14 protein-coding genes are annotated in these 14185 nt (G+C 25.1%); 3 read left to right on the forward strand and 11 right to left on the reverse strand.

Going from position 1 to position 14185, the window contains the following annotated elements; translation table 11 throughout:
- Positions 1 to 13: 13 nt before the first annotated feature.
- The 3 genes from BP997_RS04315 to BP997_RS04325 all read right to left on the reverse strand — a co-directional run bounded on the left by BP997_RS04315 (position 14) and on the right by BP997_RS04325 (position 2399).
- On the reverse strand, positions 14 to 1096 hold the full coding sequence (locus tag BP997_RS04315; protein ID WP_413828882.1) for a PAS domain-containing protein: 1083 nt from the start codon (positions 1094 to 1096) through the stop codon (positions 14 to 16).
- 196 nt (positions 1097 to 1292) lie between these two features.
- A complete protein-coding gene (locus tag BP997_RS04320) occupies positions 1293 to 1556 on the reverse strand; it encodes a hypothetical protein (RefSeq protein WP_413828470.1) in 264 nt (87 codons plus the stop codon).
- 198 nt (positions 1557 to 1754) lie between these two features.
- Positions 1755 to 2399: a zinc-ribbon domain-containing protein gene (locus BP997_RS04325; RefSeq protein WP_413828469.1), complete on the reverse strand. Its 645-nt coding sequence runs from the start codon at positions 2397 to 2399 to the stop codon at positions 1755 to 1757.
- A 237-nt stretch (positions 2400 to 2636) separates the two neighbouring features.
- On the opposite strand from BP997_RS04325, the gene BP997_RS04330 reads away from it, so the two are divergent.
- Complete coding sequence (locus tag BP997_RS04330; RefSeq protein ID WP_413828884.1) at positions 2637 to 3584, forward strand: ketopantoate reductase family protein; 948 nt, start codon at positions 2637 to 2639, stop codon at positions 3582 to 3584.
- Positions 3585 to 3603: 19 nt separating this feature from the next.
- On the opposite strand, the gene dmpI is transcribed toward BP997_RS04330, so the two are convergent.
- The 7 genes from dmpI to BP997_RS04365 form a co-directional block, all read right to left on the reverse strand.
- Positions 3604 to 3798, reverse strand: a complete 195-nt coding sequence (gene dmpI, locus BP997_RS04335) for a 4-oxalocrotonate tautomerase DmpI (RefSeq protein ID WP_413828886.1) — start codon at positions 3796 to 3798, stop codon at positions 3604 to 3606.
- 80 nt (positions 3799 to 3878) lie between these two features.
- Positions 3879 to 6788, reverse strand: coding sequence for a DUF3427 domain-containing protein (locus BP997_RS04340; RefSeq protein WP_413828466.1), 2910 nt, complete (start codon positions 6786 to 6788; stop codon positions 3879 to 3881).
- 14 nt (positions 6789 to 6802) lie between these two features.
- Positions 6803 to 7195, reverse strand: a complete 393-nt coding sequence (locus BP997_RS04345) for a (deoxy)nucleoside triphosphate pyrophosphohydrolase (protein ID WP_413828888.1) — start codon at positions 7193 to 7195, stop codon at positions 6803 to 6805.
- 153 nt (positions 7196 to 7348) lie between these two features.
- Positions 7349 to 8176, reverse strand: coding sequence for a formate/nitrite transporter family protein (locus tag BP997_RS04350; RefSeq protein ID WP_413828464.1), 828 nt, complete (start codon positions 8174 to 8176; stop codon positions 7349 to 7351).
- Between the two features lie 22 nt (positions 8177 to 8198).
- Positions 8199 to 8417, reverse strand: a complete 219-nt coding sequence (locus BP997_RS04355) for a hypothetical protein (protein ID WP_413828890.1) — start codon at positions 8415 to 8417, stop codon at positions 8199 to 8201.
- Between the two features lie 27 nt (positions 8418 to 8444).
- Positions 8445 to 8837 carry a hypothetical protein gene (locus BP997_RS04360; protein ID WP_413828462.1) on the reverse strand — a complete coding sequence of 131 codons (393 nt, stop codon included), beginning with the start codon at positions 8835 to 8837 and terminating at the stop codon, positions 8445 to 8447.
- A 63-nt stretch (positions 8838 to 8900) separates the two neighbouring features.
- Positions 8901 to 9056: a zinc-ribbon domain-containing protein gene (locus BP997_RS04365; RefSeq protein ID WP_413828892.1), complete on the reverse strand. Its 156-nt coding sequence runs from the start codon at positions 9054 to 9056 to the stop codon at positions 8901 to 8903.
- A gap of 340 nt (positions 9057 to 9396) precedes the next feature.
- Between BP997_RS04365 and BP997_RS04370 the strand changes: the two genes are divergently transcribed.
- Positions 9397 to 10962 (forward strand): glycine betaine ABC transporter substrate-binding protein, encoded by a 1566-nt coding sequence (locus tag BP997_RS04370; protein ID WP_413828894.1) that lies wholly within the window; start codon positions 9397 to 9399, stop codon positions 10960 to 10962.
- 19 nt (positions 10963 to 10981) lie between these two features.
- The gene (locus BP997_RS04375; protein ID WP_413828896.1) at positions 10982 to 11725 is read left to right on the forward strand and encodes an ABC transporter ATP-binding protein; all 744 of its coding nucleotides are present in this window, start codon (positions 10982 to 10984) and stop codon (positions 11723 to 11725) included.
- 260 nt (positions 11726 to 11985) lie between these two features.
- On the opposite strand, the gene BP997_RS04380 is transcribed toward BP997_RS04375, so the two are convergent.
- On the reverse strand, positions 11986 to 13857 hold the full coding sequence (locus tag BP997_RS04380) for a transglutaminase domain-containing protein (protein ID WP_413828898.1): 1872 nt from the start codon (positions 13855 to 13857) through the stop codon (positions 11986 to 11988).
- Positions 13858 to 14185 lie beyond the last annotated feature (328 nt).

The raw sequence follows: 14185 nt of genomic DNA on the forward strand, positions 1-14185 counted from the left end.
AAATAAAGGGTTTCTACAAAACCGTTATTGCTTTAAATTCAAATGTAACCGGATTATCATAGGTTAAAGCTCTAAGATTATCATCAATAATTTTCTTATTTTTAGGTGTAACATAATCATAGATAAATAATTTTTTGGAATTATAAACACGATTTTCAATTTCGATTTCAAAAATATCAAATATTGCATCAGTCCAATAATAATAGTCTTCTTTGAAAATGTTTAATGCAACTTTACTTGTTTCTTGGATTTGACTTAAATATTTAGAAATTCTTTTAGTATTTTTTTCAGACTTTCTTAATTGGGATAAATCTTCAAAATAGATTTGAATAATATTTTTATTTAAAGCTGTAATATAAGCATTAACAATTTTTTCTTCATTATTTTTAGTTAGAAATACTAATTCAACATTATCATTAACTAAATGATTTTTAAATGCAATGTTTAATATTTCGCTAAGTTTTAAACCTTCATATTTTTTAGAGTTAATAACATGAGCGATTTTATCAAAATTTAAACTTTTAAAATCCTTTGATGAATATCCGGATAAATTTTTAAAAGATTTATTGATTTTAATTATTTTTAAGTCTTTATTAATGTTTAATGTTGGAAATGGGGAGTTGTTGAATATGGTGTCTTCCTTGTTTTTTTCAATATAATAATCAGTTAATTCTTTAATACAGAAATAAGTTAAATCACCTTGATTTATAATCTTAAATGACCAAATTTTTAAAAGATGACTATTTTCATATAATTTTAATTTTCCTTCAGTTTTTTTATTTAAACTTTTTTTTACTAAATTTTCATTATTTTTGTTATTTATGATTTCGCTTAATAAGCACCCTTGCATTTTTTTATGAAAATCAGGTGTAAAATAATCCCAAAAAGAGTCATTTGAATATAAAGTAAGGAAATCATCTTTTTCAGGTAAATATTTAAAAACAGTTATCCCATAATCTATTTGATCATAAATTTCAGCTAAACTGAATTTTTCAACAGTTTTATAAATAGATGGAATATTAAGGAGGTCTTCCTTTTTTTCAAATCGGATTTTAATTTTTCCCGATTTTTTAAATTGATGTATCAATTCATACATTGTAAATCAAAACTTTAAAATTTTTAATGATTAATAATGATTAATTAGGATAGTATATTAATAATTAATATCTTTTATTGTATTAAAGTTTTTCTAAAAAAAATTTTTAATAAAAAAAAATAGTTTAAAATAAAAAAAAGAGCAAATAAATAATAAAATAGTTAAAAAAAGCAAACAAATCAAAAATAAGAAAAAATTAGTTTTTATTAAATTTATACAGCATGTATTTATTACCATTAATACTTACCATTGTAAGTAAACTAGTATTAATAGAATCCTCAATATATTTTATTGCATTAATTACTTTATGTTTTTCAGGTATTGTAAAATCTGCATTTAATTTCAAAGCAGAACCATCTTCAGTAAAAGTATAATCAATATCATCTATTTCTGGAAAATTAGTATTAAGATAATTCATTAAATTTTCAGATTGTTCTTTATTAAATTTTTCACTTAACATATTAAATTTCTACCCCTCAATTATAAAAAATTAATATTTTTTTAAATAAAAATAAAGAGTTAATAATCTTTAAAAAAATTCAATTATAATATATATTTATTAAACTTTATAAAGTTATTCATTAAATTTAATAAAAAAATAGAAAGCAAAAAATTAAATTCATGAAAAATAAATTAAAAAAAAGTAATGAAAAAGATTTTAAAAGTCTCTATCATGCATTTTTGACATATTAAAATTATATGTAGTATTATCAAGAATATGCTTATTTTTATCTAAAAATTCTATTTGAACATGACTCATATTAACATAAGAACTAGAAAAATAAGCACCCATTAACATACCATCAGTATACATACCTTCATAAGCAGTACTAAGATTATACACTTGCTTAGAAACTAAATCATTATCTGAATCATAAAAACTAGTTACAATACTATAACTACCAATATCATCAGGCATATTAGAAATTAAACCCTTAACAGAATAGACATAAACTGGATCATCACTATCACCAGCAACAGTTAAAACAGAACCTGTAACATGAATCTTATATTCTGGTGTAAAAGCTCCACTAGCATAAATAAAACCAATAACAGCAAAAATAAGAACAATAATTTCAACAACAATCAAAACTTTTTTAACCTTATTCTTACCTTCATCTTCAGGGGAGGCTTCAGATTCATCAATCTTTTTAACTAAAGTTTCCTCAATAAATTCATTATTGGATTTAAATTCAGTTTTAGTTTTAACAGGAACTGATTTTTCTAAGTCATGACCACAAATATCACAAAATTTAGCATTAGCATTTAATTCTGCACCACAATATGGACAAAGCTTCACCATAAAAAATCATCATCTCCTTAATATTTTATTAAAATTGAAAGAATTAACTTATAATAGTTTTTCTTTAACAAACTTATTAAATCTTATCTAAAAAATCAATAAAATATACTCTTATTAAATAATTAAATTAATAAAAAAAATTTGTATAAAAAATTTTAAATATTCTTTATTTTAATGTAAATATAATAGAAAATGAAAAATCATGAAAATTATTTAAAATAAGTGAGATTTAAGAAAATGAAAATATTAATAGATGGAACAGGAGCAATAGGAATAGCATTAGGAGCAAGTATGATATCTGAAAATGTAGATGTGTCCTTTATTGCAAGAAAAGAAACTGCAAAAAAATTAGAAAATGGAATAAAAAGAATAGGATTATTCAAACACTTATCTTACTCTAAAGATGAATATACAGTATATACAGACTACGAATCATTACCTAATAACAATTTTGATTATATATTCATCTGCAGCAAAACTATAGCAAATGATGACATAAGTAAAAAATTAGATAAAAATAGAAGAATCCTAAAAAAAGATGCAAATATAATAATTTTCCAAAACGGTTTTGGAAACAATGAACCCTATTTAAGATACTTTAAAAAAGAACAAGTTTACTCAGCACGAGTAATAACTGGTTTTAAAAGACCAGAACGTAATATTAGTGAGATTACAGTACATACTGAACCTATTCTCATAGGATCACTACAAGGATGTTCATTAGAACCCGTAAAAATAATAACCGAAAAAATATCAGCTTCAGGAATACCATCAGAAACTACAAATAAAATAGGAGAATACTTATGGGCAAAAATGTTATATAATTGTGCCCTAAACCCATTAGGAGCAATTTTAAAAGTAAATTACGGGAAACTCATAGAAAATGAATATAGTAAAAATATTATGAATAAAATAATTGAAGAAATATTTAATGTAATCAAAGCATCAGCTTACAAAACACTATGGGAAACACCAGAAGAATATGAAGAAATATTTTACAATAAATTAGTCCCTGATACTTATAATCACGAATCATCAACATTACAAGATATAGAAAAAAAGCATAAAACAGAAATAGATTATTTAACAGGAAAAATCATAGAACTTGGAGAAAAAAATAATATTGATGTAAGCGTGAATAAAACAATATATAATTTAATAAAAACAATTGAAGCAAACTTCTAAAAAAAAAAGATTAAGTAATTTATTCTTTTAATAAATCACTTAATAAACTCCCACCAACACCAACACTTTCACTTGGATAAGCTTGAACTAAAACAGTAATCGCTGATACAGGTAAATCATAAGCTTCAGCTACAGTTTCACTAATATCTTTAACCATTTTTCTTTTTTTATCAACACTAATTCCTTCATTCCCAGCTATAGTAATTAAAGGCATAAATTATCACCAAAATCCATTTTTTTTATAAATTAAGTATTATAAATTTTATTTTTATTAGATAAAAAAATTTCCTATAATTATTTAATAAAATAATTAAATAAATCATCTCTAGCACTATAATCTAATTTAAATTTAAAATTAACAATTGGCCATAATTTTCCATTTTTATCACTTATTGTTGTTTGATTTGACTCTTGAGGTGTTACAGTACCAAAATAATAGAAATCTTTACCTTCATCATCACTCTTTTTAATAAATAAATATATTTTTAAACCAGAATTCGCATAATCACTAATTAATTGGGCTTCTTTAGAATCTAATCTAATCTTAGATCGGGTCATCCAAGAAAAGTATTGTTTATTTATAAATTCATCTTGATACTTAGTGGTATCTGATATATCCTCATCTTTTTTATAAGTTACAAAAATTGGGCAGGTATTATGTTTAATCCTATAACCATAAAGGGTTGAACTATCATCATGAGGCCAATTAAGTAACCTACAAACATCTTTTCGTGAATATTTTTCAAATAACTTAAGATTAACATTTCCAGTTGGTTTACTAAATTTATCCTGATATCTTTTTAGCGAATAATCAATTAAATCCATTAAATGAGTATAAAAAACATTATGCGATAATAATTGTTTAAAATCCTTTGAAATAAAAATTTTTTCATTAATATTACTAAAATCATTATTTTCCTGTTTAAAAAAGATTACATTTTCATATTTTTCTTTTTCTTTATCAACAAAAAAATTTAAGTTTAATATATTAATAGAACTTATAATAGAATTAACCTCATTAAAAATATTATAATCATTTTTTAAATCAATAAGTATATTATTTATTGTGAAACATCCCTGATAAATTAAATATTTTAAAATTAATAATTCATGTGGTCTTTTACCATTTGCTAAAATTTTTGAGATGAATTTCAAATAATTAACTTCAATATCACTTAAAAACTCTGAATATTCTTTATCCACTTTTTTCAAAAAAGAATAATAAGAATCTATACTCGTATGGTTTAAAATTAAAAGAGGATCCAATTCATTATTATCATAAAAATCATTTAATAGAGGTATTCTTCCTAATTTAAATTTAAGATTTTGATATTTTTCTTTAAATAAAGATATTCTTGAAAAACTAGCATTATCTATTGAGTCATATATTCTTTTTTTACTTACTTCATCAAAACTTATTGAAGAAGATCCAGGTATTATTCTATTCCCCTCCATTAGATACTCACGAATAATATCTTTATCATATGTTTTATCTCCTGATAAAGCTATAGGAATCATGAAATTATTTTTATAGTTTCCTATGAAATCTAAGACTACAACATATTCTTTATTTTCATATTTTCTTAATCCTCTCCCTAATTGTTGAATAAATATGATAGATGATTGTGTTGGTCTAATTAATAGTACTTGGTTGATTTCAGGAATATCTACCCCTTCATTGAAAATATCAACTGTAAAAATGTATTCAAGCTTATTTTCAGCATTATCATCAGTTAAACGATATATTGCATCTTCTCTTCTAGTTTGAGAATCTTCACCAGTTAAGGCAATTGATGGATGCCCTCTTTTATTAAATTCTTCAGATAATTCTTTTGCTTCTTTTTTTCTGCTGCAAAATACTAATGCTTTAACTCTATCACCAGAATAATTGTAGTATTCCGATTTTTCCAGCAAATAGTTTACTCTTTGACTTGAGATTAAATAATTAAAATCGGTTAAGTCATCTTCTGAAGATTGTCCATCAATTTCTATATCTTTTATTCCAAAGTAATGGAAAGGACATATTAAATCTTGTTCTAAAGCATTTTGTAATCTTATATTTAATGCTACATTATAATCAAATAATTCATAAATATTAAATTCATCAGTTCGCTCCGGTGATGCAGACATACCTAAATAAAATTTTGGTTGAAAATAATTTAAAACTTTAATATAACTAGAGGCTCCTGCTTTATGAACTTCATCAACTATAATATAATCAAATTCATCTTTATTAAAACTAGTGTAAACTTCTTCTTTACTTAATGTTTGAATTGTTGAGAAAAGATAATCTGCATTTTTATCTTTTTTATTACCTGTAAGTAAACCAAATTTTTTATCCATATTTTTAAATACTTTTTGATAAGCTTTTAAAGCTTGTTTAGCTATTTGTTCCCTATGAACTATGAATAAGAATTTTTTTGGGTTAAAATCTTTAACTGCAAAAGCTGATGCATATGTTTTACCTGTACCTGTTGCTGAAATTAGTAATGCTTTGTTTTCGCCTTTTTTATATAATTCTCTAAGATTTTTTAAGAAGTCTTTTTGCATTGAGTTTGGTGCTAAAATTCTTGGTGTATTATTTAAATTTTCACGTTGTGGTTTAAACTTTTGATTTTCATTATATTTTGTTTCATAATCGGATATTACTTCATTTAAATTATCTGATTCTTCCCATAAATTATCGAATTCTGATTGTATGTCATTTAAGATTTCTCCATTATCCAATGATGTGAAAATAACATTCCATTCTTTATTAACAGTTAAAGCATTTAATGTTAAATTTGAACTTCCTATTATACTGTAGTAAATGTTTTTGTCTTTAAAAATGTATCCTTTGGTGTGGAATCCATGTTTTTTTTGACTGTATAATTTAATTTCAACATTAGAGAAGGAGTTTAATTTTTTTAATGCTTTTGGTTCTGAAAAATTTAGGTAATCTGTTGTTAATATTTTTCCTTTAATATTTGCTTTTTCTAATTCTTTAAAGTCTTGAAGTAAAGGGGTTAAACCGCCCATAGTGATGAATGCTACACTTATATAAAATTCATCACATTGATGTAATTTATCTTTTATAGAATTAAGTACTTTATGGCCGGAATTGTTATTGTAAATTAGTTTGGGTTTATATTCACTAATTGAATCATAATCTTCATTGATAAATGCTGTTTTTACACCATTTAATATATGTGTATCATAATCCATTTTCTTATTCCCCTTTAATTTGTGAGTGTTTCTTTTAAATAGTTAACTATAGTAATGTCTGCTGGGATCCATTTTATTGTGTCTAATTCATTTTTTGATAACCATTTTCCGTCATTGTGTTCTAAAAGTTCAATTTTACCCTCTTTAATTGTACATTCATAACAAGACATGTGTAAATAGAAATCGGGATATTTATATTCTAAATCTAAGGCAAATTTATTTATGTTAATAGTTATGTTTAATTCTTCTTTGATTTCTCTTATTAATGCTTCTTTTTTAGTTTCGTGTTTTTCAATTTTTCCTCCAGGAAATTCCCATAAATTTATAAATTCCCCATATCCTCTTTTAGTTGCTAAAACTTTATTATTTTTTTTGATTATTGCAGCAACTACGTATAATTCTTTCATGTTTAAAACACTCCACTTAGAATTTAGTATATATTATTAATTTAGGATTATTAAATATATAATTGTTTATGAAAAAATTAGAAAAGATGTAATGTTCAATTTATTCATTTTAAATCAAAAAAATAGTATTTTATAATTTTAAAAAGTTTTGTTTTATATTCCTTTTTTTAGGTATAAAAATCCATAGGCGCAGCCTACGAATATTGCTCCCCCTACTACGTTTCCGAGGGTTACTGGTATTAAATTGTTTGTGATGAATTGTAGGAAGTTTATATGTGCGCCTAGTAGCATTCCTATAGGTATTAAGTACATATTAGCTACTGCGTGTTCGAATCCTAATGCACAGAAGCTGAACAATGTTAACCATATACTCACGGCTTTACTTGTTAAGTCATTTGCTGATGTTGCCATGAATATTCCAAGACTTATTAACCAGTTACATCCTATTCCTTTTATGAATGCTTGTATAAATGTTAAGGTATGTAGGATATGTCCGTGAAAGTATAAGTCCGCTCCTCCATATGCTTTTGCATATGCTATCATAATTGCTGTTGATTTAAATGGTTCTACAGTCATTATGCCACTATAGTAAGCTAAGATGAATGCTACAAATAGGGCTCCGATTAGGTTGACGAAGTATGTTCCTGTCCAATCAATTAGTAAATCTTTTATTTTGAATCGGTTATCCATGTATCCGAATGTTAACATGAATATGTTTCCGGTAAATAGGTTTGATCCTGTTAGTACTATTAATATTAAACCTACTGGAAATACTGTGCTGAATGCCATATTTGTTAATCCTGCTGGCATTCCAGTATTATATAATCCTGAAGATACTATTTCACCTATCATCCCACCTAATGCCATATAAGCTCCAGCAAGAAAGCTTAATATTATTAGTTTTCCTGTTGAGGAGTAACATTTTTTCGCACTTATATCTGCTACAATTTGTGATGTTTGTTCAGGTGTTTTAAATCCCATGATCTTTATATACTTATTTTTTTTATTCTAATTCAACATCGTATTCTTTTTCAAATAGTATTATGAATTCTTCTTCTACTTCATCTGTTAATTCTTCATTTGTGAAGCATTGAATTAATGTTACATCTGGATTTTCACATAATTCTTCTATGGCTTCATCTGTTAAGTTTTCTAATATTTCTTCGGCTTCTTTTTTAGTTTCAGTTTCTTCGTTATCTTCACTTTGAAAAGCTTTACTCATTTTTAAACAATCCCCTAATTATTTTTTTTATATTTCTAAAATTTCATGCTCTAAACTTATTTTTTCATCTGAAAATTTTATTAAGAACCAGTCTGTATCTTCCATTGTTTCTTGTAATTCTAGTAATCTTTCTTGAAATGTTTTACTGTATCTGTATGATTGCATTAATGTTTTGAATTCTTCATCATTTAAGTTTTTTTCACCCAAATCATTATTTTTTAATTCTTGTTTTAGATTGTCTGATTCTTTTTTTAAGAATTGGATTGATTTTTCAATTATTGTGGGTGTTAGTTTTATTTGACTTGGTTTTTTTGTTTTTGAATCTTTTATTAGGTAATTATAGTCTTTATCTGTAATTTTATATTCACCTATTTTATTACCATATTTATATATTTTAATGTTTTGGGTCATTTTAATCATAACACATTTTTTTCTTGTATTTTTTCTTTAAATTTTTTATTATATAAAATACTTTTCCCTTTTTCATAATAAATTATTTAATATTAAGAATAGTAAATCATCTTCATATACTTCTTCATCTTCAATTTCTTCTATTTCAGTAAATTCATATCCACAGTTAATACATTTTTTTGCATTGTCTTTGTTTGGATAATTACAATTTCCGCAGTATACTACCAAAGTTTTTCCCCTTTAAATTTTATTTTTTAAATATTATTATATTTTATCTTTTTATATAATTTTCTTTTAATTTTTTTTATTTTGTTTTTTAATCCTTTTTTTTTTGTCTGTGTCTTTTTTTATTTTATATTTTTTTTATTTTTTCCTTATATTTTCAAATTCCTATGTTTTTATGTTTTTTTCTTACATATATTATATATACTAGTTTAATCATAATATTAAATAATTAAAAGTAATACTGACTTATGGTCTAAAAGTTTGTTATTTTTTTTACTAAATTTTTTATTATTTTTAATTAGATTATTTTTATATAAAAATATAAAAAGGGATGAAAATTTAAATGTTTTTAACAGATGTTTTAAATTGTTTGGTAGAACAAAAAGATTTATTCCTTCAGTTAACACTTCAACACTTAGAATTAAGCTTTACTGCAATAATAATTGCAATCATTATAGGTTTAATCTTAGGGATTATAGCTAGTGAATACCCTAAAAACAAATGGATATTGAGTGTTGTTAATTTTGTATATACTATACCTTCTATTGCTTTATTCGGTTTTCTTATACCATTAGTAGGTATTGGTGATATTAATGGAGTAACTGCGTTAATAATTTATGGATTACTTCCAATGGTTCGTGGTACTTACACAGGTATAACTAATATTAATAAAGATATTATAGAAGCTGCAAAAGGAATGGGTAGTACAAACAAACAAATTTTACGTAAAATCAAATTACCTTTAGCTACACCACATATAATGAATGCTATACGTACTATGGTTGTAATGACTATAGCTTTAGCAGGTATTGCATCATTTATTGGAGCAGGTGGACTTGGGGTTGCAATTTATCGTGGTATAACCACTAACAATATCACATTAACCGTTGCAGGAAGTTTACTCATTGCAATCGTTGCACTTGTAATAGATTGGATTTTAGGTGAAGTTGAAAAATTAGTTCAAATTGGTAGACCAAAATCTCTTAGAATAGAAAAATTTAAAAATGTTTTTTTTAACAAGAAAATATTAACATTGTTAATTATCATTATTGTTGGAGTAAGTGCTGCAGGAGTAGTATTAGAAGAAAACAATGCAAATAATACTATTCACATAGCAGGAAAACCAATGACAGAACAATATGTATTAGTATATATCTTACAAGGCGTTATAGAAAATAGTACAGATTTAAATGTAGAAGTAACACCTGGAGTTGCTGGAGGAGTGAGTTACATAGTTCCCGGACTGGAAAGTGGAGAATTCGACATGTGCCCAGAATATACTGGAACAGCTTGGAACCAAGTACTGAAAGAAAAAAGTATATATAATCCAAGTTTATTCAATCAATTACAAAAGAAATATGAAGAAAAATATAATTTAACATGGGTAGGAATGTACGGATTCAATGACGAATACGGAATTGGTGTTAACAAAGAATTTGCAGAAGAACACAACTTAAAAACATATAGTGATCTTGCAAAAATCTCATCACAAGTCGATTTTGGAGCAGAACCAGATTTCTACCAAAGAGATGATGGTTACCCAGGATTATGTAAAGATTATGGGTTCAACTTCAAAAGTACAACTGATATAGATATTGGTTTAAAATATGATGCTCTTGAACAAAATAAAGTAGATGCTATTATTGTATATACTACTGATGGAAGATTAGAAAATCCAAACATCACAGTATTAACAGATGATAAGCATTATTTCCCATCTTATGAAGCTGGAAGTGTAATAAGAGAGGATGAACTACAGAAACACCCTGAAATGAGATCTGCATTAATGAAACTTAACAATAAAATCTCAATGAAAGATATGATTCATATGAATTATGAAGTTGATGTTGAGAAAAAAGATCCAAAAGTTGTTGCAAATGAATTCCTTAAACAAAAAGGACTTGCATAATAAAGGAGTGTGTAGATTAATGGAACCAATTATAGAATTTAAGAATATTACTAAATCTTATGGAGATAATGTAGTTGTGAAAGATTTAAATCTTACAATTGATAAGGGTGCTTTCATTACTATTATTGGATCTTCTGGTTGTGGTAAAACAACTACTTTAAAAATGATTAATCGATTAATTACTCCAGATAGTGGTGAGATTCTTATTGATGGAGAAAATATTGAGAATAGGGATGTTATTAAGTTACGTCGTAATATTGGTTACAGTATTCAAGGTAATGTTCTTTTCCCTCATTTAACTGTACGGGATAATATTGCTTATGTTCCTGAATTATCAGAAAAAATTGATAAGGAAAAGTTAGATAAAGAAGTCCGTGAGTTAATGAAGATTGTTAATCTTGATGAGAAATATATTGATTATTTCCCTCATGAGTTAAGTGGAGGTCAAGCTCAAAGAGTTGGTTTAGCTCGTGCTTTAGCTTTTAAACCTAGAATCATGTTACTGGATGAACCTTTTGGTGCTGTTGATGCTATTACTCGTACACAATTACAAAAGGAAATTAAGAAAATCCATGAAGAATCTAATATTACATTTATTTTCGTAACTCATGATATTAATGAAGCAGTTAGTTTAGGGGATAAAGTAATTATTATGGAAGATGGTCAAATTGATCAGTATGATACTCCTGAAAAGATTGTTAATGAACCTGCTACTGAGTTTGCAAAAACTTTAATAGGGGATAAAAGTATTATTAAAATTTAATCTTTTAAATTTTTATTTTTTAACTTTTTTTAGAAATAGAATAATCATTTTAATACTTAATTAAATTAATATCTTTAGCTTTTTCTTATTTTATTTTACATTGATTATTTAATTTAAGTTAAGTTAATTATTAAATATACTACTTTGAAGAGTGTGATGTATATTTACTTATTAAATTTATTAAAAAATTACTAATTTTGAAATTACTTTATAAAAAATATTAAAAAAAAGAAGAAAAATTTAAATTTATTAAAATTTCTTTAGAAACTAATACTAGCAGAAATACTTGCAAGATTAAATGAATTAGTATTCCAATTCACAATAGTACCTAAACTATTATATCTACTTGTACAATCTGCAGCATACCATACTCCATCAACAAGAACTTGAGCCCAAACATGTCCAGTTACAAGTCCACTTCTAAATACACAATTTTTACCATGAACATATCTAGCTGGTAATCCTGCAGCACGGAATAAAGCAATTACAAGACTTGCTTGATCTACACAATTACCATAACCTTTATTTAATGTGCCTAATGCACCATATTTAGTGTTAGCATAATAACTGTAAGATATCTCATCTCTTACATAATTATAAATTGTCATTGCTTTATCTAAATCATTATTCAAACCAGCAGTTAATGTTTTAGCTAAAGATTGAATTGCTGCATTATTTACTTCACAATTAGTTGTTGCAGATAAATATGCACTTGTATCATTTTTTGTATTTAAATCATTAATTCCAGAGTTGGTAGTACTTGTTGTAATATTTATAGTACTATTAACACTAGCATTTTCATAAATACCGGAATTAGTATTATTAGTTACATTTGTAATAGTGTTTGTATTAAACACTGAGGAATTAACACTTACTGTGTTAGGTAATCTATTATAGGTTTGGTAAAATGCTAAAGTTTTAGAGAAAACATATATATAGTTTTCATAACTTATTTGTCCTAAACCATTAGATGAATCATATGCAGGAGCTAATCCATTAGTTAACATATAGTTATTAATACGGTTAGCCATGCTAATAACTTGGCTTATAGTTAAAGTACCAGTAACTGTTGAATTTATGGATCCTGCTGGTTGTGATATATTTTCTATATTTATTGAATTATCACTACCATTTTGTAATTGTAATAATGCACTTGTTAAAAAGTATGCATATTGACTTAAAGTGTAATTTTGACCATTTATAGTTACAAATTCAGGTAATTTATGATTATTATTAATGTAATCTGAAACTGTATGACTTATATTTAATATGTCACTTACACTTAATGTATTATTCTGAATAATTTCATCAGTATTGTTTGATGAATCAGTTGTATTGTTTGTTGTGTTAGTTATTTCTCCAGGATTATAAACGATAATCTCATTTAATTCATTACTTACTGAACTAAAAATATCATTACCATAATATGTAGCTTTTACATTATAATTTCCCGGATATAAATTAATTTGTAAAAAAGCATAACCTAATATGTCTGTTGTAGCCCAATAAACTTTACTTAAACCATTTAATGGATTAGATAAATTTAATGCAATATGTTGACCTATTATAGGATTTCCATTTGCATCTATTAACCTAACTGTATAATTTAATCCTTCACCGTAAACTTCTTCAAAGTCATCAGTTATTAAGAAGGACTCATTAAGAGTAATATTTGAAACTTGAACAGTTTGATTTAGATTTGTACTAGCTAAATTAGAATCATTACTTACACTATCAACATGATTTATAAGGTTTGAATTATTTTCATAACCATTATTATCTGTTATATTAGTGTTTTGAACACTAGAAGCTAATTTATTATTAGATGATTTTGTTTCATTCTTTGAAGCAGTACTTTGTAAATTAGTTTTGCTTGAACTTGAAACAGTTAATGAATCATTGTTTTGATTAACCCCAACATCTGAAGGGTTATTATTTTGAAGGGTTGATGTATTTATGTCACTTACACTGCCTGAACTGTTAACAGTATTTAAGTTGTTATTAGTGTTTATACCCGTTCCGACATCCGTGATGTTTGAATCACTATTTGCGAAAACACAGGATAAGCCACCAATTACTGTACAGGATAATACTAAAAGTATTAATACAGGCCTTAGCTTATCTTTTATCATCGTTCACCTCTTTTTTTATTTCAATAACACCATTTTACCAAAATAGGTTTAATTAGATAAAATTTTATTAAGAACAAATTTAAAGAGTTTACACAATTCAAATTCATTTTTCTTTAATTTAAAAACAATTAAAAAATTGTGGTTTATTCTTAATAATTCCTAATAATTAATGGTGTATTTTATAATTAACACTCTTATATAACCCTAAAATACTATATAAAAGTTTTGGTAAAAAAAAGGAAAAGCTTATATATTAAGGCTTTAATTTCTTAAAAAACTTTAATAAAAAATGTTTTATAAAAAATAGGCTTTGTAGAAACCCTATTTT

It is taken from the genome of Methanobrevibacter sp. UBA412 (assembly GCA_002495685.1).
In the GTDB taxonomy this organism is placed as follows: domain Archaea; phylum Methanobacteriota; class Methanobacteria; order Methanobacteriales; family Methanobacteriaceae; genus Methanobrevibacter_A; species Methanobrevibacter_A acididurans.